The organism is Enterobacter sp. DN (genome assembly GCF_046054285.1).
Classification (GTDB): Bacteria; Pseudomonadota; Gammaproteobacteria; order Enterobacterales; family Enterobacteriaceae; genus Enterobacter; species Enterobacter hormaechei_C.
Genome location: NZ_JBJJTG010000003.1, coordinates 198544 through 219168 on the forward strand (window position 1 = coordinate 198544; position 20625 = coordinate 219168).

Consider the following 20625-nt stretch of genomic DNA (forward strand, 5'->3'; position numbering starts at 1 on the left):
CCTTATTTCAGCGGCGAGTTCTTACGCTCGATGCTGTAGCGCTCAAGCTCTTTGTACGGCACCACCTGGCTTTTCTTCTTGCGCACGTCCACGACGGTCATGCGGTCGGTGCAGGAGTAGCACGGGTCGAGGCTGCCGATGATCAGCGGCGCGTCAGAGACCGTATTGCCGCGCAGCATGTAGCGCAGGGTTGGCCAGTTGGCGTAGGTCGCCGCGCGGCAGCGCCAGCGGTAGAGCTTCTGGTTGTCGCCGGTCATGCTCCAGTGGATATCGTCCCCGCGCGGCGCTTCGGCAAAGCCGAGGGCAAAGCGGTTTGGAATGTAAGTGAAGCCTTCCACCATCAGCGGGCCGCCCGGCAGATTATCGAGGCCGTAGTCGATCATGTTCAGCGCGGTGAATACCTCGTTGATGCGCACCTTCAGACGGGAGATGACGTCGCAGCCCTGCTCGCTGTGCACGGTCATCGGCAGCAGGCCGTAGCCGACGAACGGGTGATCGGCGCGGGTATCGCGGGCGTGGCCGCTGGCGCGCACCATCGGACCAACGTTACTGAAGTCGCGGGCGATTTCCGGGTCAAGACGGCCGATGCCCACGGTGCGCTGCTCGATGTTTGGCGTGCTGAGCAGCATGTCCACCAGCTCCTGCACGTCCCGCCGCATCTGCTGCGCCAGCTGGCGGGTCTGGATCATGTCGTCTTTCAGCAGGTCGCGGCGGATCCCGCCGATCAGGTTCAGGCCGTAGGTTTTACGCGCCCCGGTAAGGATCTCCGCCATCTTCATCGACGCCTCGCGCACGCGGAAGAACTGCATAAACCCGGAGTCAAAGCCGACGAAGTGGCAGGCCAGGCCGAGGTTGAGCAGGTGCGAGTGCAGGCGCTCCACCTCCAGCAGAATGGCGCGGATCATCTGCGCGCGTTCCGGCACCACGATCCCCATGCCGTTTTCCACCGAGGTGGTGTAGGCGGTGCTGTGGGCAAAGCCGCAGATGCCGCACACGCGGTCAGAGAGGAACGTGACTTCGTTGTAGCCCATGCGGGTCTCCGCCAGCTTCTCCATGCCGCGGTGGACGTAGAACAGGCGGTAGTCGGCGTCGATAATGTTCTCGCCGTCGACGAACAGGCGGAAGTGGCCCGGTTCGTCGGAGGTAACGTGCAGCGGGCCAATCGGCACCACGTTATTCTTCTTGCTGCCCAGCTCGTTGATGAACTCGTAGGTTTCGCTGTCGGTGGTCGGGGCCGGGCGCTGGCGGTAGTCCATGCTGTCCTTGCGCAGCGGATAGAGTTCATCCGGCCAGTCGTCTGGCAGCACCAGGCGACGCTCGTCAGGCAGGCCAACCGGCACCAGACCATACATGTCACGCACTTCGCGCTCGCCCCAGACGGCGGCAGGCACGCGCGGCGTGACGGAGGGGTATTCCGGCTTGTTCGGGTCGACTTCGACGCGCACGGTGAGCCAGCACTTCTCCCCCTGCTCCATCGACATCACGTAGTACACCGCATAGTTGCCACACAGCTGACGCTCGTCGTTGCCGAACAGCACTGACAGCCAGCCGCCCTGCTGGTAATAGAGAAACTCCACCACTTCCGGCAGATAGTTCACCTTAATGGTGACGGTGATCTGGTCTTTGGTTTGCCAGGACTCCTCCAGCACCACGCCCGGGAAAGCCTGATGCAATGCGGCGAGATACTGCTGACCTTTCTTTTCTTCAGACATAAACACTCTCTTTAATCACGCCACCAGCAAGGAGACGAACGCTAAAAATGCAAAACCAAAACCGGCCCAGGTGATGCGTGACGTTTCAACAAAACGCAGGCGCGCCATGCTGTTTTCAAACAGGGCAATCACCAGCACGCCGATAAGCAGCTTGAGCACAGCCACCACCACGGCCAGCAGCAGGCCGCCCGCAGAGAAGTGCGTCATCTGCCCCCACGGGAAGAAAACGCCGACGAACATCTGCAACACCACCAGCTGCTTGAGGCTGATGCCCCACTTCAGCACCGCAAAGCCGTAGCCGCTGTATTCGGTGAGCGGCCCCTCCTGTAATTCCTGCTCCGCTTCCGCGAGATCGAACGGCAACTTGCCCATCTCGATAAAGGTGGCGAACGCGCAGGCGCAGAGCGCCAGCACCAGCGGGAGAGAACGTGAAACCGGCCAGTGGTAAACGGTGTCGGTGATAAAACTGATATGGGTCGAGCCTGCAACCTGCGCGGCGACCCACAGCCCCAGCAGCAGAATTGGCTCAACCAGCACGCCGAGCATCGCCTCGCGGCTGGCGCCGATACCCGTAAACGGGCTGCCGGTATCCAGACCCGCAATCGCAAAGAAGAAACGCGCGATGGCGAAGAGGTAGATCAGCGTAATCAGATCGCCCAGCACCGGCAGCGGCGAGCCCACCGTCACCACCGGCAGCGCGGTGGCGATGGTCAGCATCACGCCCACCATCACAAACGGCGTCAGGCGGAACACCCAGCCTGCGGCGTCCGGCGCGACGCTCTGACGGGAAAGCAGTTTGAAGAGATCGCGGTACTCCTGGAGCACGCCAGGCCCGCGACGGTTGTGCAGCCGGGCGCGCGCCACGCGCGTGATGCCCGACAGCAGCGGCGCGGCGGCGAACAGCACCAGCGCCTGAAGAATTGCCAGTAACAGACTCATGTCAGGCTCCTCGTGAAATGACAATCACCACCAGCACCGCCAGCTCGATCAGCGCCAGGCGGCGGAACAGCACGGGCACGGCGGCACCCTGCCAGCCCGGCACCCAGCCCACCGGGTTCAGCCAGTGGCGCAGCTTCAGCACGGCGGCGAAGTTCTCCTTCACCGGCATAGCGAAACCGTGGGCGGTGATGACCATCGACTGCTCGTGTTCGTAGCCGCAGGCCCACGCCGCGCCGCGCGAGCGGGAGGCGAGACGGTCGCGTCTGAAGAACAGCATCAGCACGAACGGCAGGAGCGGCGCGGCAATCAGCAGCAGCGCCATCATCGGCTGGGAAACGACGGTATGCGCCGTGACCAGCGGCAGCGGAATGGCGTGGCCCAGCAGCGGCAGCAGCCACGGCGCGGCAACCCCACCCGCGATGCAGCACACCGCCAGTGCGACCACGCTTACGCCCATCAGTAGCGGTGCGCAGCAGGCGTTCTCAGCCTCACGCGTACGCGGTGCGCCCAGGAAGGTGACGCCGTAAACCTTCGCCATACACATCACCGCCAGCGCGCCGGTGATCGCCAGGCCCACCGCCAGCAGCGGGCCGAGTAAACGCCCGATAAACGCCTCGCTCTGGCCGAGGGCGAAGAAGGACTGATAAATCACCCACTCGCCGGCAAAGCCGTTCAGCGGCGGCAGCGCAGCCATCGCCATCAGCCCGACCAGCATCGCCAGCGAAATGACGGGCATTTTTTTGCCAATCCCGCCGAGCTTTTCAATATCGCGGTGCCCGGTGCGGAACCAGACGCTACCCGCACCGAGGAACAGGGTGCTTTTAAACAGACTGTGGTTGATAAGGTGATACAGACCGCCAATAAACCCGGCGGCAATCAGCGCCGGCTGGTTGAGCGCCAGCCCGGTGACGCCCGCGCCCATGCCGAGCAGGATAATCCCGATGTTCTCCAGGGTGTGGTACGCCAGCAGACGCTGGATGTTGTGCTCCATCAGCGCGTACAGCCCGCCGACGAACGCGGTGATCATCCCCGCAATCAGCAGCGCCACGCCCCACCACAGCGGCGGCTGACCGCCCGTCAGGGTTATCATCAGGATGCCGAACAGACCGACCTTCATCACCACGGTGGAGAACAGCGCAGCGGCCGGGGCTGAGGCATTGGCATGCGCCTGCGGCACCCAGCCGTGCAGCGGGATAATCCCGGCCAGCAGGCCAAAACCGACTACGCCCAACAGCCAGACGTCGTTGCCCAGCGGCTGACCGTTAAGCGCGGCAAAATCCAGCGTGCCGAAACGCTGCCACACCAGCCAGCAGGCCAGCGCCAGCAGCAGCGTACCGAGACGTCCGAGCGCAAACCACAGCTTGCCGGAGGCGCTGCATCCGGTCAGGAACACGCCGCACAGGGCCATGATTTCTGCCATCACCACCAGCGCGCCGAGGTTGCTGGCGATAACGGTACAGACCGCGGCGGCCATCAACAGGTTAACCAGCAGGCCGTTGGCTTTGGTGTGCTGATGTCGGTGCCAGTCGATATTAAACAGGCTGATAAACAGTCCGCACAGGCCAAAGGTTATCAGCCAGATGGCGTTCAGCGGCGTAAGCTCAACGGCGTGGTGAATCAGCGGGATGAGGGTGTCAACAGACTGGCCGTCGATCAGGACAACCCCGCCCGCCGCCAGCGTCATCAGGCTGCCGACCGCCCCGCCGATACCGGCGATCACGCCGCTCAGCGTTTTATGGAAGGAGAGAAGCAGCGCCAGGACAGCGGCGGCGGCAAACCAGGCCACACCGCTGGTCATCATAACTATCGCGTTCATTTCGCCCCCTCGTTAAGCGCCCGCAGCAGCGAAAGATCGCCGACGTCGGTATTGATGGTCAGCTCGCGCTTGCGTTTGCTGGTGCGAGCGATGTCGCGGATGTTGACCAGGACCAGCGCCCGGGTCGGGCAGGTCCGCACGCAGGCCGGACCCTGCTCATCGAAGCTGCACAGATCGCACTTCACCGCAACGGCGCGAATGCCCGGCACCCAGTCCAGCAGCGTACTCACGCGTGCCGGAGCCGGTGGCGCAGGCGGCGCTTTCGCAGTATTAGCATTCGCCGGAATATGCAGCGGACGGCTGCCTGAAAACTCAATGGCGCCGAACGGACAGGCGATGCCGCACAGCTTGCAGCTCACGCACAGGCTTTCGTTCAGCTGTACCGCGCCGTCAACGCGGGTGATGGCATTGACAGGACAGACGCCCGCGCACGGGGCGTCTTCACAGTGGTGACAGAGCTGCGGGGCAGACTCTTTCTCATTACGCATGACGCGCAGGCGCGGCATGGACTGTAGCCCGTGCAGGCGGTGCGTTTCCGAACACGCCGCCTCACAGGTCCGACAGCCAATACAGACCGTCGAGTCAGCAATTACAAAACGGTTCACCGGGTCATCCTCTGGTGATGGTCATTTTTGACGAAAAAAAACTGTCTTATCGACACTTCTCGACACTCGTTTTTCAGGCCACGTTCGCGGAGGATTTTCCGTCGATCAGCTGTTTCAGGTTGACTGGCCGATCGTGCTCAACGGCGGCGTAGAGGCCGTTATAAACCGGCGCGATTTTCTCCAGATAGTGCTCCAGCACCTGCTGGCGATCGCGGTTGCTGACGTGACCGTCCACCATACCGTCCGCCATCAGCTGCGCCCGGGCGATGCAGTGCCTGTCGCCCTCTTTCGTCTCGACGTAGTACTCAATCGTGTGGCTGTTGAAGGTCTCCGCCAGGGTGACGTAAATCGTAAAGTGACCGAACAGAACAAAACGCATATCCCCCTGCGCCGCACAGCTCATGGCGTGATGCAGATGGGCCTTCGACAGCGTGATCCCCTGGATCAGTGAATTGCAGTACAGGTGCCATTGCTCCTGGAGCTGCTGATGACGTTGCGCGATGTAATCCGCTTTTTCGCTAATTTCCCAAATAGTCATAAAAGGTATCCGGTTAATGGAGTTAGCGGCTGTTAAGCAGATTTCGTGCCAGTTTTTAATCTGTTGATTTAAATGGATTTTAAAGAGATGTGCACTGTCACCGCCGCAGTGTCGACGTGTCATTTCGACAGCGTTGACATCGTCACGCCGTAACGCAAATCAAGCTGGCACCGTTATTGCATTGAAGGGGCAATTCATTAAGGAGGCGTCATGCACGAAATCACCCTCTGCCAGCGGGCACTGGAACTTATCGAACAGCAGGCAGTGCAAAACCACGCGAAACGCGTCACCGGCGTCTGGCTGAAGGTCGGGGCGTTTTCCTGCGTCGAGACCAGCGCCCTCACCTTCTGTTTTGAGCTGGTGTGCCGCGGCACGCTGGCGGAAGGGTGCGCGCTGCATATCGACGAGCAGCAGGCGGAGTGCTGGTGCGAGCAGTGTCAGCAGTACGTCACGCTGCTGTCATCGAAGGTACAGCGCTGTCCGCAGTGCCAGAGCAGCGGGCTGCGCATCGTGGCGGATGACGGTATGCAGATCCAACGCCTCGAAATCGAGAAGGAGTAATGTATGTGTAGTACCTGCGGTTGCGCTGAAGGCAACCTGTATATAGAAGGGGATGAACACCGTCCCCACTCCGCGTTTCGCTCCGCGCCCTTTTCTCCTGCCCCGCGTCCCGCGGCGGCCCTGACCGGCATCACCTTTGCCCCGCAGCGTTCCGACGCGGGCGACCTCCATTACGGCCATGGCGAAGCGGGTACGCACGCGCCGGGCATCAGCCAGCGCCAGATGCTGGAGGTGGAGATCAACGTGCTGGACAAGAATAACCAGCTCGCCGCCCGCAATCGCGCCCGCTTTGCCGCGCGCGAACAGCTGGTGCTGAACCTGGTCTCCAGCCCCGGCTCCGGTAAAACCACGCTGCTGACCGAAACCCTTAAACGTCTGAACGAACACGTCTCCTGCGCCGTAATCGAAGGCGACCAGCAAACGGTAAACGACGCCGCGCGCATCCGCGAAACCGGTACGCCTGCGATTCAGGTCAACACCGGGAAAGGGTGCCACCTGGACGCGCAGATGATTGCCGACGCCGCCCCGCGCCTGCCGCTGGCGGATAACGGTATCCTGTTTATTGAAAACGTCGGCAACCTGGTCTGCCCGGCAAGCTTCGACCTCGGCGAGCGGCATAAAGTGGCGGTGCTCTCCGTGACCGAAGGGGAAGACAAGCCGCTGAAATATCCGCATATGTTTGCCGCCGCCTCCCTCATGCTGCTGAACAAGGTCGACCTGCTGCCGTACCTGAATTTCGACGTGGATAAGTGCCTGGCTTACGCCCGGGAAGTGAACCCGGACATTGAGATCCTGCTGGTTTCCGCCACGCGCGGCGACGGGATGGACGCCTGGCTGAACTGGCTGGAGAACGAACGATGTGCATAGGCGTCCCCGGACAAATTCATTCCATCGACGGCAATCAGGCCAAAGTGGAGGTCTGCGGCATCCTGCGCGATGTCGACCTGACGCTGGTAGGCAGCCACGATGAGACCGGCGCAACGCGTCTAGGCCAGTGGGTGCTGGTCCACGTGGGTTTTGCCATGAGCGTGATTAATGAGGAAGAAGCCCGCGACACGCTGGATGCGCTACAGAATATGTTTGACGTCGAGCCGGACGTGGGCGCCCTGCTGTATGGCGAGGAGCGATAACACATGCGTTACGTTGATGAATATCGCGCGCCGGAGCAGGTGTTGCAGCTTATCGATCGCCTGAAAACCCGCGCCTCGCTGCTGGACTACACGAAAGAAAAACCGCTGCGGATCATGGAGGTGTGCGGCGGACACACCCACGCCATCTTTAAATTTGGCCTCGACCAGCTGCTGCCGGAGAACATCGAGTTTATCCACGGCCCCGGCTGCCCGGTGTGCGTGCTGCCGATGGGGCGCATCGACAGCTGTATCGACATCGCCAGCCGCCCCGGTGTGATTTTTTGCACCTTTGGCGACGCCATGCGTGTTCCGGGAAAAAATGGCTCGCTGCTCCAGGCGAAGGCGCGCGGCGCGGACGTGCGGATCGTCTACTCACCGATGGATGCCCTGACGCTGGCGATGGCTAATCCTGAGCGTAAGGTCGTCTTTTTCGGGCTGGGTTTTGAAACCACCATGCCCGCCACCGCCATTACCCTCCAGCAGGCGAAAGCCCGCAACGTCACTAACTTTTACTTTTTCTGCCAGCACATCACGCTTATTCCCACGCTGCGCAGCCTGCTTGAAGCGCCGGATAACGGTATCGACGCGTTTCTGGCGCCGGGCCACGTCAGCATGGTGATCGGCACAGAAGCCTACGGTTTTATCGCTGAACAGTACAATCGTCCGTTAGTGGTGGCTGGTTTCGAGCCACTTGATCTACTGCAAGGCGTGACCATGCTGGTTGAGCAGAAAATAGCGGCCCTGAGTGCGGTGGAAAATCAGTATCGTCGCGTGGTGCCCGATGCAGGTAACAGACGGGCACAGCAGGCCATAGCCGACGTGTTTAGCGTCGAAGGCGACAGCGAGTGGCGCGGACTGGGGCTGATTGCCGAATCCGGCGTACACCTGACGCCCGCGTATCGCGCCTTCGACGCCGAAGCGCATTTCCGCCCGCAGCCGCAGCAGGTGTGCGACGATCCCCGCGCCCGCTGTGGCGACGTACTCACCGGCAAATGCAAACCTCATCACTGCCCGTTATTTGGCAACGCCTGTAACCCGCAAACCGCGTTTGGCGCGCTGATGGTCTCTTCCGAAGGGGCATGCGCCGCGTGGTATCACTATCGCAACCAGGAGTGTGAAGCATGAACACGGTGGAAATGGCGCACGGAAGCGGTGGACAGGCGATGCAGCAGCTGATTAACCGGCTGTTTATGGAAGCCTTTAATAACCCCTGGCTCGCCGAGCAGGAAGATCAGGCGCGTATTGACCTCGCGGCCCTGACCGCCCACGGTGACAGGCTGGCGTTCTCTACCGACAGCTACGTGATTGACCCGCTGTTCTTCCCGGGAGGCGATATCGGCAAGCTCGCCGTCTGCGGCACGGCAAACGACGTCGCCGTCAGCGGCGCGATCCCCCGCTACCTCTCCTGCGGGTTTATCCTCGAAGAAGGGTTACCAATGGAGACGCTCACGGCGGTGGTCAACAGCATGGCGCACACCGCCCGCGAGGCGGGGATCGCCATCGTCACCGGGGATACCAAGGTGGTGCAGCGCGGCGCGGCGGATAAGCTCTTCATCAACACAGCCGGGATGGGCGCGATCCCTGCCGACATTCACTGGGGCGCGCAGCAGCTTTGCGCAGGCGACGTGCTGATTGTCAGCGGCACGCTGGGCTGCCACGGGGCAACCATCCTGAACCTGCGCGAAGGCCTGGGGCTGGATGGCGAGCTGCGCAGTGACTGCGCGGTACTCACGCCGCTGATCCAGACGCTGCGCGACATGCCGGGCGTAAAAGCCCTGCGCGACGCCACGCGGGGCGGCGTGAATGCCGTGGTGCACGAGTTCGCGGCAAGCTGCGGCTGCGGGATTGAGCTGACCGAGCGCGGCCTGCCCGTTAAGCCCGCCGTGCGCGGGCTGTGCGAGCTACTAGGTCTAGACCCGCTTAACTTTGCCAATGAGGGCAAGCTGGTGATCGGCGTGGAACGCGCGGCGGCGGAAGCCGTACTTGCACAGCTGCGCACGCATCCTTTAGGGAAAGACGCGGCCATCATCGGCGACGTGGTTGAGCGCAAAGGGGTGCGCCTGACCGGGCTTTACGGCGTGAAGCGCACGCTGGATCTGCCGCACGCTGAACCGTTACCCCGAATTTGCTAGACCGCGCCAAAAGCGGTCAGCGCTGAATTTCTCTTTTTGCCAGTTTCTATTGGAAAGCAACAATGCCGTATACACCGATGAGCGATCTTGGACAGCAGGGCCTGTTTGACATCACGCGCACACTTTTACAACAGCCCGATCTCGGCGCGCTGAGCGATGCCCTGACGCGGCTGGTCAGGCAATCAGCGCTGGCGGACAGCGCCGCCATTGTGCTCTGGCATAGCGCAACCCACCGCGCGAGTTATTTCTCAACGCGTGATAACGGCAAAATCTTCGAATATGAAGATGAAACGTTTCTGGCCCACGGTCCGGTGCGGCGTATTCTCTCCCGCCCGGAAGCGCTGCACTGCAATTTTGACCAGTTTCGCCAGGCCTGGCCGAAGCTGGCAGAGAGCAATCTTTACCACCCGTTCGGCCACTACAGCATGCTGCCGCTGGCGGTGGAAGGGCAAATTTTTGGCGGCTGCGAGTTTATCCGTGATACCGACCAGCCCTGGAGCGAGGCGGAGTACGAACGCCTGCACACCTTTACCCAGATTGTGGCCGTTGTCGCGGAGCAGATCCAAAGCCGCGTCACCAATAACGTGGACTACGACCTGCTGAGCCGCGAGCGCGATAACTTCCGCATTCTGGTTGCCATCACCAACGCCGTGCTCTCCCGCCTGGACATGGATGAGTTGGTCAGCGAAGTGTCAAAAGAGATCCATCACTATTTTAAAATCGATGCCATCAGCATTGCGCTACGCGGCAACCGGAAAGGCAAGCTGAACATCTACTCCACCCACTACCTTGATGAAGCCAACCCGGCGCACGAGCAGAGCGAAGTGGACGAAGCGGGAACGCTGTCCGAGCGGGTATTTAAAAGCAAAGAGATCCTGCTGCTCAATCTCAATGAACAGGATCCGGTAGCCCCCTACGAGCGGATGTTGTTCAACACCTGGGGCAACAAGATCCAGACCCTGTGCCTGCTGCCGTTGATGTCCGGCAACACCATGCTCGGCGTGCTTAAACTGGCGCAGTGCGATGAGGCCGTATTTACCACCGCCAACCTGAAGCTGCTGCGCCAGATCGCCGAGCGTATCTCCATTGCGCTGGATAACGCCCTCGCCTATCAGGAGATCCACCGCCTGAAGGAGCGGCTGGTGGACGAAAACCTGGCGCTGACCGAGCAGCTCAACAACGTGGACAGCGAGTTTGGCGAAATCATCGGACGCAGCGATGCCATGTACAGCGTCCTTAAGCAGGTGGAAATGGTGGCGCAGAGCGACAGCACGGTGCTGATCCTCGGTGAAACCGGTACCGGGAAAGAGCTGATTGCCCGGGCGATCCACAACCTGAGCAACCGCAACAGCCGCCGGATGGTGAAGATGAACTGCGCGGCGATGCCTGCGGGCTTACTGGAAAGCGACCTGTTCGGCCACGAGCGTGGCGCCTTTACCGGCGCCAGCAGCCAGCGGCTGGGCCGTTTTGAACTGGCGGATAAAAGCTCGTTGTTCCTCGACGAAGTGGGCGATATGCCGCTGGAGCTTCAGCCCAAGCTGCTGCGCGTTTTGCAGGAGCAGGAGTTCGAGCGCCTCGGCAGCAACAAGCTGATCCAGACCGACGTGCGTCTGATTGCCGCCACCAATCGCGATCTGAAAAAAATGGTCGCCGACCGCGAGTTTCGCAGCGATCTTTACTATCGCCTGAACGTCTTCCCGATCTGCCTGCCGCCGCTGCGCGAGCGCCCGGAAGATATTCCGCTGCTGGTGAAAGCCTTTACCGCGAAGATTGCCCGCCGGATGGGGCGAAATATCGACAGTATTCCTGCCGAAACGCTACGCACACTCTCGGCGATGGAGTGGCCGGGGAACGTGCGCGAGCTGGAAAACGTCATCGAGCGCGCGGTCCTGCTGACGCGCGGGAACGTGCTCCAGCTCTCTCTGCCAGAGGTTACTCTCTCTGAAACGACCGTGACCGCAACCGAGCCTGCGAAAGAGGGAGAAGATGAATATCAGCGCATTATGCGAGTGCTGAAGGAGACCAACGGCGTAGTGGCCGGACCGAAAGGTGCGGCGCAACGGCTGGGGCTGAAGCGTACCACCCTGCTCTCGCGCATGAAGCGTCTGGGAATCGATAAAGAGAGCCTGAATTAACCCGTCATTCCGGCGACGTCGCCCTGCGCGTAATTTGTCGCCCACTGCGGCGCGGAGCCGGTTATTTTTTGGGCCGATACTTTTCGGGTAATTCCGGAACCGGACGGCGATCGTCGATCAGATGACGGATGGTCAGAATCGGATGGCGCCATAACATACGTGGCCCTGCCCAGCGCATCACCTGCTTCATCTCTTCCCGTCGGGCGGGCTGATAACAGTGCACAGGGCACTGTTTGCAGGCAGGTTTTTCCTCACCAAACACGCATTTATCCAGCCGCTTATCGGCATAAGCCTTGAGCGCCGAATAGTGCCCCTCTTCTTTTATGGCGTGCGGACACCTGTTTTCGTACAGGGCGATCATTCTGGCGATCGTCTTTTTTTCTCGTGAAATACGTTTACCGGACATAACGTCGTCCTCAACAATAAAGTGCATTTATAATACCCTTTTATCCGCACATTTTCAGTCATTGCATTCCATTTTCTGAAGCGCCCTTCCAGAATTACCCCGCCCCCCGCTGCGTTTTACTGGTATTTTATACAGGCATAAATAACCACCTTTGACCGCATTCACCGGAGAGCTTATGCAAGAGATCGCGATCGCCAAACCCTATCGTCACTTGAAAGTGGGTTACTTCAGAAAACGTCATGAAGACCGTAAAACGAAAATTCCAAAACGCTACAGCGTACACGCAGCGCTGAGCCTGAAAGGCGACTGGCTTGAGCAAGCGGGATTTACCACCAACTCGCAGGTTCGGGTGGGCGTCGAGCACGGGAAAATCATCATTGAATTAATGGTGGAAGATGCCTCGTAAAGTCGTGACTTTTTTCTGCGCCGCACCTTTTTTTCATGCGACAATAGAAGGAACAATCGGCCATTGAGCCGCTCAAAGCGTAATATTTTCAAAGAAATGGATATCATAACTCCATGAGCACAATCGACAATTTCGACGCGCATACGCCAATGATGCAGCAGTACCTGAAGCTGAAGGCACAGCATCCGGAAATTTTGCTGTTTTACCGTATGGGCGATTTTTACGAGCTTTTTTATGACGATGCGAAACGTGCGTCTCAGCTGCTCGACATTTCCCTGACGAAACGTGGCGCGTCGGCAGGCGAGCCCATCCCGATGGCGGGTATCCCGCATCACGCGGTTGAAAACTATCTGGCGAAGCTGGTGAACCAGGGTGAGTCTGTCGCTATCTGCGAACAAATTGGCGACCCGGCCACGTCGAAAGGCCCCGTTGAGCGCAAGGTCGTGCGCATCGTCACGCCGGGAACCATCAGCGATGAGGCCCTGCTTCAGGAGCGCCAGGATAACCTGCTGGCGGCGATCTGGCAGGACAGTAAAGGGTTTGGCTACGCCACGCTGGATATCAGCTCCGGTCGTTTTCGCCTGAGTGAACCGGCTGACCGTGAAACCATGGCGGCTGAACTACAGCGCACCAATCCGGCAGAACTGCTTTATGCAGAGGATTTCGCCGAGACGGCGCTGATTGAAGGTCGCCGCGGCCTGCGTCGTCGCCCACTGTGGGAGTTCGAAATTGATACCGCGCGCCAGCAGTTGAACCTGCAATTTGGCACGCGCGATTTGATTGGCTTTGGCGTAGAAAACGCCCCGCGCGGGCTGTGCGCAGCAGGCTGCCTGTTGCAGTACGTTAAGGATACGCAGCGTACCGCCCTGCCCCATATCCGTTCCATTACCATGGAGCGTCAGCAGGACAGCATCATCATGGATGCCGCCACCCGCCGCAACCTGGAGATCACTCAGAATCTCGCTGGCGGCATGGAAAATACGCTGGCGTCGGTTCTCGACAGCACGGTTACCCCCATGGGCAGCCGTATGCTCAAACGCTGGCTGCATATGCCGATCCGCAATACCGACACGCTGATCGGCCGCCAGCAAACCATTGCCGCATTGCAGGATCGTTACACCGACTTGCAGCCGGTGCTGCGTCAGGTGGGTGATCTTGAGCGTATCCTGGCGCGCCTGGCACTGCGCACCGCGCGTCCACGCGATCTCGCCCGTATGCGCCACGCGTTCCAGCAGTTGCCGGAACTGCGCGCCCAGCTGGGAGAGATCGACAGCGCGCCAGTGCAGAAGCTGCGCGAAACCATGGGCGAATTTACCGAGCTTCGCGAACTGCTGGAACGCGCCATCATTGATGCGCCGCCTGTTCTGGTGCGGGATGGCGGGGTTATTGCTCCAGGTTATAACGAAGAGCTGGACGAATGGCGTGCGCTGGCCGATGGCGCGACGGATTATCTGGATAAGCTGGAAATCCGCGAGCGTGAACGTCTGGGGCTCGACACCCTGAAAGTCGGCTACAACGCGGTACACGGTTACTATATCCAGATCAGCCGTGGGCAGAGCCACCTGGCACCTATTCACTACGTTCGCCGCCAGACGCTGAAAAATGCCGAGCGCTACATTATTCCCGAGCTGAAAGAGTACGAAGACAAAGTGCTCACGTCGAAAGGTAAAGCGCTGGCGCTGGAGAAACAGCTGTATGACGAGCTGTTCGACATCCTGATGCCGCACCTGGCTGACCTGCAACTGAGCGCCGCTGCGCTGGCCGAGCTGGATGTCCTGGTAAACCTGGCCGAGCGCGCCGATACGCTGAATTACACCTGTCCGACCTTTACTGACAAACCCGGCATTCGCATTACCGAAGGCCGCCACCCGGTGGTTGAGCAGGTGCTGAACGAACCGTTTATTGCCAACCCGTTGAACCTGTCACCGCAGCGAAGAATGCTGATCATTACCGGCCCCAACATGGGCGGTAAAAGCACCTATATGCGCCAGACAGCCCTTATCGCGCTGCTCGCCTACATCGGCAGCTACGTTCCGGCGCAGAAGGTTGAGATTGGCCCTATCGACCGTATCTTCACCCGTGTGGGTGCGGCGGACGATCTGGCGAGCGGTCGCTCTACATTTATGGTCGAGATGACCGAAACCGCCAACATTCTGCATAACGCGACAGAGAACAGTCTGGTGTTGATGGACGAAGTAGGACGCGGTACCTCCACCTATGACGGCCTGTCCCTGGCCTGGGCGTGCGCGGAAAGTCTGGCAAATAAAATCAAGGCGCTGACGCTGTTCGCAACGCACTATTTCGAACTGACACAGCTGCCAGAGAAAATGGAAGGCGTGGCTAACGTCCACCTTGATGCGCTTGAGCACGGCGACACCATCGCCTTTATGCACACGGTGCAGGACGGCGCGGCAAGCAAGAGTTATGGCCTGGCCGTCGCGGCGCTGGCGGGCGTGCCGAAAGAGGTGATCAAGCGCGCGCGTCAGAAACTGCGTGAGCTGGAAAGTTTGTCACCGAATGCGGCGGCGACGCAGATAGATGGTACGCAGATGTCACTGCTGGCGGTCCCGGAAGAGACCTCTCCGGCCGTGGAAGCGCTGGAAAATCTCGACCCGGATTCCCTGACGCCGCGACAGGCGCTGGAGTGGATTTATCGGTTGAAGAGTCTGGTTTAGTTCTCTGCGGTCTTTTTTGCCGAGTGGCGGCTTCGCCTTACCCGGCCTACAAAACCCGTAGGCCCGGTAAGCGTAGCGCCACCGGGCAAAGGACCGCACAATATTATCGCCCGGTAAGCGCAGCCGCCACCGGGCTTTTTTTACAGCAGCGGCGGGATCGTCGGCACCTGCGGCGCCTCATCAATATCCTTCTGCGTCATGCGGAACGCTTCCGGGTAATGCTCGCGGCTGGTACGGCGCAGCGGTTCGGTATCGCGCCAGGTATACAGACAGTGCTGACACTGGTATACCGTCCAGACACCTTTCACCGGTGATGTTGCCATCACTTCAATATGTTCATCGGCACAACGTGGACAAATCATTTTTTCCTCCTTATTGACGTGCCGCCAGCATCGCGGTCAGTTTTTCGGCCCAGGCTTTGGTTTCAGGGAGATCCTGTACCGGCTGGCTGTAGTGACCACGGTTGTCCGGGGCAACAGGGGTGGTGGCATCAATGATCAGCTTGTCAGTGATCCCCGCCGGGCTGGAGCCGGGGTCAAGCTCGAGCACAGACATATTCGGTAGCTGCACCAGATCGCCTGCCGGATTGACCTTCGATGACAGCGCCCACATCACCTGCGGCAGGTTAAACGGATCGACATCTTCATCCACCATAATCACCATCTTCACGTAACCCAGACCGTGTGGCGTAGTCATGGCGCGGAGCCCGACCGCACGGGCAAAACCGCCGTAACGCTTTTTAGTGGAGATAATCGCCAGCAGACCGTGGGTGTACATGGCGTTTACCGCCTGCACTTCCGGGAATTCCGCCTTCAGCTGCTGATAGAGCGGTACGCAGGTGGCGGGCCCCATCAGATAATCAATCTCGGTCCACGGCATGCCCAGGTAGAGAGATTCGAAAATCGGTTTAGTGCGGTAAGAAACTTTGTCGATACGCACAACCGTCATGTTGCGCCCGCCGGAGTAGTGACCGGTAAACTCACCGAAGGGCCCTTCAATTTCACGTTTCCGGCCTTCAATCACCCCTTCCAGGATCACTTCCGACCCCCACGGCACATCGAAACCGGTCAGCGGAGCCGTCGCAATCGGATACGGGCTTTCACGTAGCGCACCGGCCATTTCATACTCGGATTGATCGTATTTCAGCGGCGTGGCGCCCATCAGGGTGATGATCGGATCGTTACCCAGCGTAATGGCAATTGGCAGGTCTTCGCCGCGCTCTTCTGCCTTATGCAGATGCAACGCAATATCGTGCATCGGCACCGGTTGCAGGCCGAGCTTACGCTTGCCCTTCACTTCCATACGATAGATCCCGACGTTCTGCTTGCCGAAGTGATCGGGGTCGAGCGGATCGCGGGAGACAACGCATGCTTTATCGAGATAAAAGCCCCCGTCACCGTCGTTCAGGCGGAACAGCGGCAGAATGTCGAACAGGTTAATGTCTTCCCCGTCCACCGTGTTCTGCGCCCAGGCCGGGTTTGCACGACGCTCTGGCGCGACGGGAAATTTGTCCCAGCGACGAATAAACTCGTCGATCTGTTTTTTCACCGAGGTATTCGCCGGCAGCCCCATCGAAATAGCGTGGTTTTGCCACGAGCCGATAGTGTTCATCACCACACGGGCATCGGTGAAACCGCGAATATTATCGAACCACAGCGCAGGCGCGCCATCGCCAATCCGCCCGGTAGCGTTGGCGGCCGCCGCTAAATCCGGCTCAGCGTTTACCTCTTCCTCAATTTTCAGCAGCTGCCCTTGCTCATCGAGCGCCTGCAAGAAGCTTCTCAAATCATCAAATGCCATCTTTATTCTCCTGTGAAAAATGTTTCGCTGCCTGCAAACCTTCCCAGCGTCGGGCTTTTTTATGCTCCAGACCGAACTGGTCGAGAACGCGGGTCACGATATGCTGGGTAATGTCATCGGCGGTTTGCGGGTGGTTGTAGTACGCAGGCATAGGCGGCACCATCGCCACGCCCATGCGGGAAAGGGCAAGCATGTTCTCGAGATGGATGGTGCTGAGCGGCGTCTCACGGGGAACCAGCACCAGCTTGCGTCCCTCTTTCAGCACCACGTCTGCCGCACGCCCTACCAGCCCTTCGGCGTAGCCCGCGCGGATACCCGCCAGCGTTTTCATGCTGCACGGGATGACGATCATGCCGTCGGTGCGAAACGAGCCGGAGGAGATGGTGGCAGCCTGATCGGCCGGGCTATGGACGACATCCGCCAGGGCAGCAACGTCATGCGCAGTGAAGGGCGTTTCCAGCTCAATCGTGGTTTTTGCCCACTTCGACATCACCAGATGCGTTTCCACCTCCGGCATTTCCCGCAGCGCCTGCAACAACGCCACGCCTAATGGCGCACCCGTTGCGCCCGTCATTCCCACAATCAATCTCATTCAGCACCTCAATAAGTTTGTTCGTATACGAACATATTAATTAAACTACGCCTTGATCCTGCTGCTGACAAGATCGTTCGTATACGATCACACTAATCGCTAAAAAACTCTCGCGTTAAAATTCAGCCCGAGAGCGGCTATCATAGAGGGAGTATTTTTCCGTCGGAGTGTCCATGGAGTTAAGACAAGAAGCTTTTCACCTGCTACGTCAGCTTTTTCAACAGCATACCGCCCAGTGGCAGCACGCATTGCCCGAACTGACAAAGCCACAGTATGCGGTGATGCGGTCAATTGCTGAAAATCCTGGCATTGAGCAGGTTGCCCTGACTGAAGTCGCGGTGAGCACCAAAGCGACGCTGGCAGAAATGCTGAGCCGCATGGAAGCACGCGGCCTGGTCAGGCGCGAGCACGATCCGGCGGACAAGCGCCGTCGGTTTGTCTTTCTGACGGCCGAAGGTGAGGCCCTGCTTGAGAGCAGTAAACCGATTGGAAATGAGGTGGATGAGGCGTTTTTAGGGCGCCTTAACGGCGCGGAACGAGAGCAATTTTCAGCGCTCATTAAAAAGATGATGCAGGATTAAGTAACCCTGACGCGCATAAAATCAATAAATGTTCGCACTTTCGCGGGCACATGCCGGGCATCAGGATAAACGGCATAGATGCCCTGCTGAGCGAACGTGTACGCCGGTAACAGCGAGACCAGTTCCCCTGCATCCAGTGCGTTTCGCACCAGCCACTCCGGCAGCAGCGCCACTCCACATCCCGCGAGGACAAAAGCCATCAGCGCCTGGGCGCTGTCTGCATACAGGCGCGGCGCTTTCTTGATCTCAAAGGAAACCGGCTGCCCATCAACGCCTCTCATCTGCCAGCGCAGCGGCGAGGTTAAACGCTCGTGAATGATCCAGTCCGCTTCCGCCAGCTGCTCCAGCGAGTTAACCGGATGGTTTGCCAGCCAGCCTGGCGTTGCCACGGGCAGGATGGTGAAGGAGGTCATCAACGCGGCGTGGTAGCGCGAATCTGCAAGCGTGCCGAGCCGGATAGCGACATCGAAGCGCTCGGCGATAAGATCGGCATGCAAAGAGGACGAGACATGCCGCACGCGGAGGTCCGGGTGCAGCTGGCTAAATTCAGCCAGCAAAGGCACCACCACCTGCGAGCCATATTCGGGCGTGGTGGTGATCCGCAGTTCTCCCGTCAGCCCGGCGTGGTTGGCGCGAACATCATCCTGCAATCGCTCTGCATCCCGTAACAGCATCACGCTTCGTTGATGAAAGAGCTTCCCCGCTTCGGTCAGCGTCAGGCGTCGGGTGGTTCGCAGCAACAGGGTGACGCCCAGCTCCTCTTCAAGCTGACGAATATGAAAGCTGACCACCGCTTTTGTCAGCCCCATCGCCTCCGCCGCGGCGGTGAAACTGCCGGTGTCCGCTACGGCGATAAACATCGCCGTACGCTGTAAATTAAGCATCGCTTGCCTGGTTAACTGTCAAAATAATGTTGACAGTATATCGTGCTTTGTCGCGTTTATCCGTAACGCGCGGGCCGATACGATACGCCACCTCACCGGAGGAACTTCCATGACGTATCGCAGCAAAATCGCCGTCGTCTTTCTGCTCGGCTTTTTCCTTGATTTGATAAACATGTTTATTGCCAGCGTCGCCTTTCCGGCGATGGCTCGCGCTTTCAATACCACACCTTCCGCGCTTACCTGGGTAAGTAACGGATACATTGCCGGACTGACGTTAGTCATCCCTTTCAGCAGTATCCTGACGCGCCGCGTCGGGCCGAAACGCGTTATCCTGCTCTCACTGCTTCTCTTTAGCGCGGCCTCCGTTGCGGCGGGTCTCTCCTCTTCGCTGGAAAGTCTGATTGCCTGGCGAGTCGTACAGGGTGCCGGAGGGGGTTTACTGATCCCGGTTGGTCAGGCGCTGACCTGGCAACAGTTTAAGCCTTATGAGCGGGCCAGACTCTCCTCGGCGGTGATGCTGGTCGCGCTGCTTGCCCCCGCCTGCTCACCGGCTGTGGGCGGCATGCTGGTTCAGACATTCAGCTGGCGCTGGATATTTTTTGCCACCCTCCCCGTCGCCATTGTCACCTTTGCTTTGGCCTGCGCGTGGCTTAAAACAGAACCGTCGCCGATAACCCCCACCAGAACAGTAAACCTGTCTTTGCTGACGGATCCGCTGTTGCGTTTATCCATGCTTATCTATGTGTGCGTACCCGGCATCTTTATTGGCGTGAACGTAACGGGCATGTATTACCTCCAGAGCGAGGCCAATATGACACCCGCCGCAACGGGCATGCTTATGCTGCCGTGGTCTGTGGCTTCGTTTTTGGCTATCACCGCGACAGGACGCTATTTCAACCGTATCGGCCCCCGGCCTCTGGTGGTCATCGGTTGCCTTTTGCAGGCGACGGGCATTCTGCTTTTAGTTAACGTCGGCCCGGCAATGCTGCTACCTGCCGTTGCGTTTGCGTTGATGGGCGCGGGGGGAAGCCTTTGCAGCAGTACGGCTCAGAGCAGCGCGTTTTTGACGATGCGACCGGAAGATATGCCCGATGCCAGCGCGCTATGGAATCTGAATCGTCAGTTGAGCTTTTTTGCGGGCGCTCTGCTGCTGGCGCAGGCGCTGAGCTTCATGCAGGATTATCTCGCACCGCTGGCCGCCTGGCACGGGATGTTTGTTTTTGCCGCTGTCATCACCCTGCTGCCCGTACTGTACGTCTACCGTCTTAACAACACGCAGTTACTTGCGCAACTGCAACAGGAGCAACCATGACCCATTTCGAACAAGAGATCCTCGACATTCACGTCGCCCTTGAAAACTGGTTAGGTGCAGGCGAAGGCGATCGGGACGCCCTGCTCGCCCGTTTCCGTCCGGATTTTCTGATGGTTCCACCGAGTGGCAACCCTTTAGATCATCACGCGCTTGCCCAATTTTTATATGCGCAGCGGGGAACCCGACCGGGGCTCAGGATCGACATTGATGCGTTAACAACGCTTCAGACATGGGACAACGGCGCAGTGCTCCATTACCGGGAGACGCAAACCCGGCCAGGCCAGCCCGTCAACGTGCGCTGGTCAACCGCAGTGCTTAATCAGGAAGGGGATAACATCACCTGGCGTTTGCTGCACGAAACGGCGCAGCCGTAAGGCATAAAAAAGGCCCGTCTCACGACG

Annotated in this window: 21 protein-coding genes; 11 read left to right on the plus strand and 10 right to left on the minus strand. The window is 59.4% G+C overall.

Translation table 11 applies throughout. The annotated features are described in order from the left end of the window. Positions 1–2 precede the first annotated feature (2 nt). From hycE to hycA, 5 genes are all read right to left on the minus strand, one after another. Complete coding sequence (hycE, locus tag ACJTMZ_RS09400; RefSeq protein WP_032660327.1) at positions 3–1712, minus strand: formate hydrogenlyase subunit HycE; 1710 nt, start codon at positions 1710–1712, stop codon at positions 3–5. 15 nt (positions 1713–1727) lie between these two features. Next, positions 1728–2651 carry a respiratory chain complex I subunit 1 family protein gene (locus ACJTMZ_RS09405; protein ID WP_017382801.1) on the minus strand — a complete coding sequence of 308 codons (924 nt, stop codon included), beginning with the start codon at positions 2649–2651 and terminating at the stop codon, positions 1728–1730. A gap of 1 nt (position 2652) precedes the next feature. Continuing rightward, the gene (hycC, locus tag ACJTMZ_RS09410) at positions 2653–4467 is read right to left on the minus strand and encodes a formate hydrogenlyase subunit 3 (protein ID WP_100134652.1); all 1815 of its coding nucleotides are present in this window, start codon (positions 4465–4467) and stop codon (positions 2653–2655) included. Next, the gene (locus tag ACJTMZ_RS09415) at positions 4464–5072 is read right to left on the minus strand and encodes a 4Fe-4S dicluster domain-containing protein (protein ID WP_017382803.1); all 609 of its coding nucleotides are present in this window, start codon (positions 5070–5072) and stop codon (positions 4464–4466) included. Before ACJTMZ_RS09415 ends, hycC begins: the two co-directional genes overlap by 4 nt. Before the next feature lie 73 nt (positions 5073–5145). After that, positions 5146–5610, minus strand: a complete 465-nt coding sequence (gene hycA, locus ACJTMZ_RS09420) for a formate hydrogenlyase regulator HycA (RefSeq protein WP_017382804.1) — start codon at positions 5608–5610, stop codon at positions 5146–5148. A gap of 210 nt (positions 5611–5820) precedes the next feature. On the opposite strand from hycA, the gene hypA reads away from it, so the two are divergent. The 6 genes from hypA (at position 5821) to flhA (ending at position 11568) form a co-directional block, all read left to right on the plus strand. Continuing rightward, on the plus strand, positions 5821–6171 hold the full coding sequence (hypA, locus tag ACJTMZ_RS09425) for a hydrogenase maturation nickel metallochaperone HypA (RefSeq protein WP_017692771.1): 351 nt from the start codon (positions 5821–5823) through the stop codon (positions 6169–6171). Positions 6172–6174: 3 nt separating this feature from the next. After that, the gene (gene hypB / locus ACJTMZ_RS09430; protein ID WP_032671926.1) at positions 6175–7038 is read left to right on the plus strand and encodes a hydrogenase nickel incorporation protein HypB; all 864 of its coding nucleotides are present in this window, start codon (positions 6175–6177) and stop codon (positions 7036–7038) included. Further along, the gene (locus tag ACJTMZ_RS09435) at positions 7029–7301 is read left to right on the plus strand and encodes a HypC/HybG/HupF family hydrogenase formation chaperone (RefSeq protein WP_045141992.1); all 273 of its coding nucleotides are present in this window, start codon (positions 7029–7031) and stop codon (positions 7299–7301) included. Before hypB ends, ACJTMZ_RS09435 begins: the two co-directional genes overlap by 10 nt. Positions 7302–7304: 3 nt before the next feature. Continuing rightward, positions 7305–8426: a hydrogenase formation protein HypD gene (gene hypD / locus ACJTMZ_RS09440; protein WP_017692769.1), complete on the plus strand. Its 1122-nt coding sequence runs from the start codon at positions 7305–7307 to the stop codon at positions 8424–8426. After that, positions 8423–9433 (plus strand): hydrogenase expression/formation protein HypE, encoded by a 1011-nt coding sequence (hypE, locus tag ACJTMZ_RS09445; RefSeq protein ID WP_045907394.1) that lies wholly within the window; start codon positions 8423–8425, stop codon positions 9431–9433. Before hypD ends, hypE begins: the two co-directional genes overlap by 4 nt. A 62-nt stretch (positions 9434–9495) precedes the next feature. After that, the gene (gene flhA / locus ACJTMZ_RS09450; protein WP_062939375.1) at positions 9496–11568 is read left to right on the plus strand and encodes a formate hydrogenlyase transcriptional activator FlhA; all 2073 of its coding nucleotides are present in this window, start codon (positions 9496–9498) and stop codon (positions 11566–11568) included. A gap of 61 nt (positions 11569–11629) precedes the next feature. Here flhA and ACJTMZ_RS09455 read toward each other — a convergent pair whose 3' ends face one another. After that, a complete protein-coding gene (locus ACJTMZ_RS09455) occupies positions 11630–11974 on the minus strand; it encodes a nitrous oxide-stimulated promoter family protein (protein WP_022649174.1) in 345 nt (114 codons plus the stop codon). 175 nt (positions 11975–12149) lie between these two features. Here ACJTMZ_RS09455 and ACJTMZ_RS09460 point away from each other — a divergent pair, with 175 nt between their 5' ends. After that, entirely contained in the window at positions 12150–12380 is a 231-nt protein-coding gene (locus ACJTMZ_RS09460) for a SymE family type I addiction module toxin (protein ID WP_017692767.1), read from the plus strand. A gap of 113 nt (positions 12381–12493) precedes the next feature. Next, a complete protein-coding gene (gene mutS / locus ACJTMZ_RS09465) occupies positions 12494–15055 on the plus strand; it encodes a DNA mismatch repair protein MutS (protein WP_017382809.1) in 2562 nt (853 codons plus the stop codon). Positions 15056–15195: 140 nt separating this feature from the next. On the opposite strand, the gene ACJTMZ_RS09470 is transcribed toward mutS, so the two are convergent. From ACJTMZ_RS09470 to ACJTMZ_RS09480, 3 genes are read right to left on the minus strand one after another with little or no spacing between them, the layout of a single operon-like run. Continuing rightward, positions 15196–15417, minus strand: coding sequence for a non-oxidative hydroxyarylic acid decarboxylases subunit D (locus tag ACJTMZ_RS09470; protein WP_003862116.1), 222 nt, complete (start codon positions 15415–15417; stop codon positions 15196–15198). A gap of 10 nt (positions 15418–15427) precedes the next feature. After that, entirely contained in the window at positions 15428–16855 is a 1428-nt protein-coding gene (locus tag ACJTMZ_RS09475; RefSeq protein ID WP_032649307.1) for a non-oxidative hydroxyarylic acid decarboxylases subunit C, read from the minus strand. After that, positions 16845–17447 carry a non-oxidative hydroxyarylic acid decarboxylases subunit B gene (locus tag ACJTMZ_RS09480; protein WP_003862111.1) on the minus strand — a complete coding sequence of 201 codons (603 nt, stop codon included), beginning with the start codon at positions 17445–17447 and terminating at the stop codon, positions 16845–16847. Before ACJTMZ_RS09480 ends, ACJTMZ_RS09475 begins: the two co-directional genes overlap by 11 nt. A gap of 173 nt (positions 17448–17620) precedes the next feature. Between ACJTMZ_RS09480 and ACJTMZ_RS09485 the strand changes: the two genes are divergently transcribed. Further along, positions 17621–18028 carry a MarR family winged helix-turn-helix transcriptional regulator gene (locus ACJTMZ_RS09485; RefSeq protein WP_015571704.1) on the plus strand — a complete coding sequence of 136 codons (408 nt, stop codon included), beginning with the start codon at positions 17621–17623 and terminating at the stop codon, positions 18026–18028. Here the strand turns inward: ACJTMZ_RS09485 and ACJTMZ_RS09490 are convergent. After that, positions 18025–18912, minus strand: a complete 888-nt coding sequence (locus ACJTMZ_RS09490) for a LysR family transcriptional regulator (protein ID WP_047055856.1) — start codon at positions 18910–18912, stop codon at positions 18025–18027. The genes ACJTMZ_RS09485 and ACJTMZ_RS09490 overlap by 4 nt on opposite strands. A gap of 109 nt (positions 18913–19021) precedes the next feature. Between ACJTMZ_RS09490 and ACJTMZ_RS09495 the strand changes: the two genes are divergently transcribed. Together ACJTMZ_RS09495 and ACJTMZ_RS09500 are read left to right on the plus strand one after the other, a co-directional pair. Next, on the plus strand, positions 19022–20224 hold the full coding sequence (locus ACJTMZ_RS09495; RefSeq protein ID WP_047365786.1) for an MFS transporter: 1203 nt from the start codon (positions 19022–19024) through the stop codon (positions 20222–20224). After that, positions 20221–20598, plus strand: a complete 378-nt coding sequence (locus ACJTMZ_RS09500; RefSeq protein WP_015571707.1) for a DUF4440 domain-containing protein — start codon at positions 20221–20223, stop codon at positions 20596–20598. The genes ACJTMZ_RS09495 and ACJTMZ_RS09500 overlap by 4 nt, the downstream gene beginning before the upstream one ends. The last annotated feature ends 27 nt before the right edge of the window (positions 20599–20625 follow it).

Bases quoted from the DNA above. Each gene is read 5' to 3' on its own strand.
- hycC (WP_100134652.1), bottom strand. From the start codon at position 4,467: ATGAACGCGATAGTTATGATGACCAGCGGTGTGGCCTGGTTTGCCGCC.
- ACJTMZ_RS09480 (WP_003862111.1), bottom strand. From the start codon at position 17,447: ATGAGATTGATTGTGGGAATGACGGGCGCAACGGGTGCGCCATTAGGC.
- flhA (WP_062939375.1), top strand. From the start codon at position 9,496: ATGCCGTATACACCGATGAGCGATCTTGGACAGCAGGGCCTGTTTGAC.
- hypB (WP_032671926.1), top strand. From the start codon at position 6,175: ATGTGTAGTACCTGCGGTTGCGCTGAAGGCAACCTGTATATAGAAGGG.
- hycA (WP_017382804.1), bottom strand. From the start codon at position 5,610: ATGACTATTTGGGAAATTAGCGAAAAAGCGGATTACATCGCGCAACGT.
- hypE (WP_045907394.1), top strand. From the start codon at position 8,423: ATGAACACGGTGGAAATGGCGCACGGAAGCGGTGGACAGGCGATGCAG.
- ACJTMZ_RS09455 (WP_022649174.1), bottom strand. From the start codon at position 11,974: ATGTCCGGTAAACGTATTTCACGAGAAAAAAAGACGATCGCCAGAATG.
- ACJTMZ_RS09405 (WP_017382801.1), bottom strand. From the start codon at position 2,651: ATGAGTCTGTTACTGGCAATTCTTCAGGCGCTGGTGCTGTTCGCCGCC.
- ACJTMZ_RS09500 (WP_015571707.1), top strand. From the start codon at position 20,221: ATGACCCATTTCGAACAAGAGATCCTCGACATTCACGTCGCCCTTGAA.
- hypA (WP_017692771.1), top strand. From the start codon at position 5,821: ATGCACGAAATCACCCTCTGCCAGCGGGCACTGGAACTTATCGAACAG.
- ACJTMZ_RS09475 (WP_032649307.1), bottom strand. From the start codon at position 16,855: ATGGCATTTGATGATTTGAGAAGCTTCTTGCAGGCGCTCGATGAGCAA.
- ACJTMZ_RS09485 (WP_015571704.1), top strand. From the start codon at position 17,621: ATGGAGTTAAGACAAGAAGCTTTTCACCTGCTACGTCAGCTTTTTCAA.
- ACJTMZ_RS09435 (WP_045141992.1), top strand. From the start codon at position 7,029: ATGTGCATAGGCGTCCCCGGACAAATTCATTCCATCGACGGCAATCAG.
- mutS (WP_017382809.1), top strand. From the start codon at position 12,494: ATGAGCACAATCGACAATTTCGACGCGCATACGCCAATGATGCAGCAG.
- ACJTMZ_RS09460 (WP_017692767.1), top strand. From the start codon at position 12,150: ATGCAAGAGATCGCGATCGCCAAACCCTATCGTCACTTGAAAGTGGGT.
- hypD (WP_017692769.1), top strand. From the start codon at position 7,305: ATGCGTTACGTTGATGAATATCGCGCGCCGGAGCAGGTGTTGCAGCTT.
- hycE (WP_032660327.1), bottom strand. From the start codon at position 1,712: ATGTCTGAAGAAAAGAAAGGTCAGCAGTATCTCGCCGCATTGCATCAG.
- ACJTMZ_RS09470 (WP_003862116.1), bottom strand. From the start codon at position 15,417: ATGATTTGTCCACGTTGTGCCGATGAACATATTGAAGTGATGGCAACA.
- ACJTMZ_RS09495 (WP_047365786.1), top strand. From the start codon at position 19,022: ATGACGTATCGCAGCAAAATCGCCGTCGTCTTTCTGCTCGGCTTTTTC.
- ACJTMZ_RS09490 (WP_047055856.1), bottom strand. From the start codon at position 18,912: ATGCTTAATTTACAGCGTACGGCGATGTTTATCGCCGTAGCGGACACC.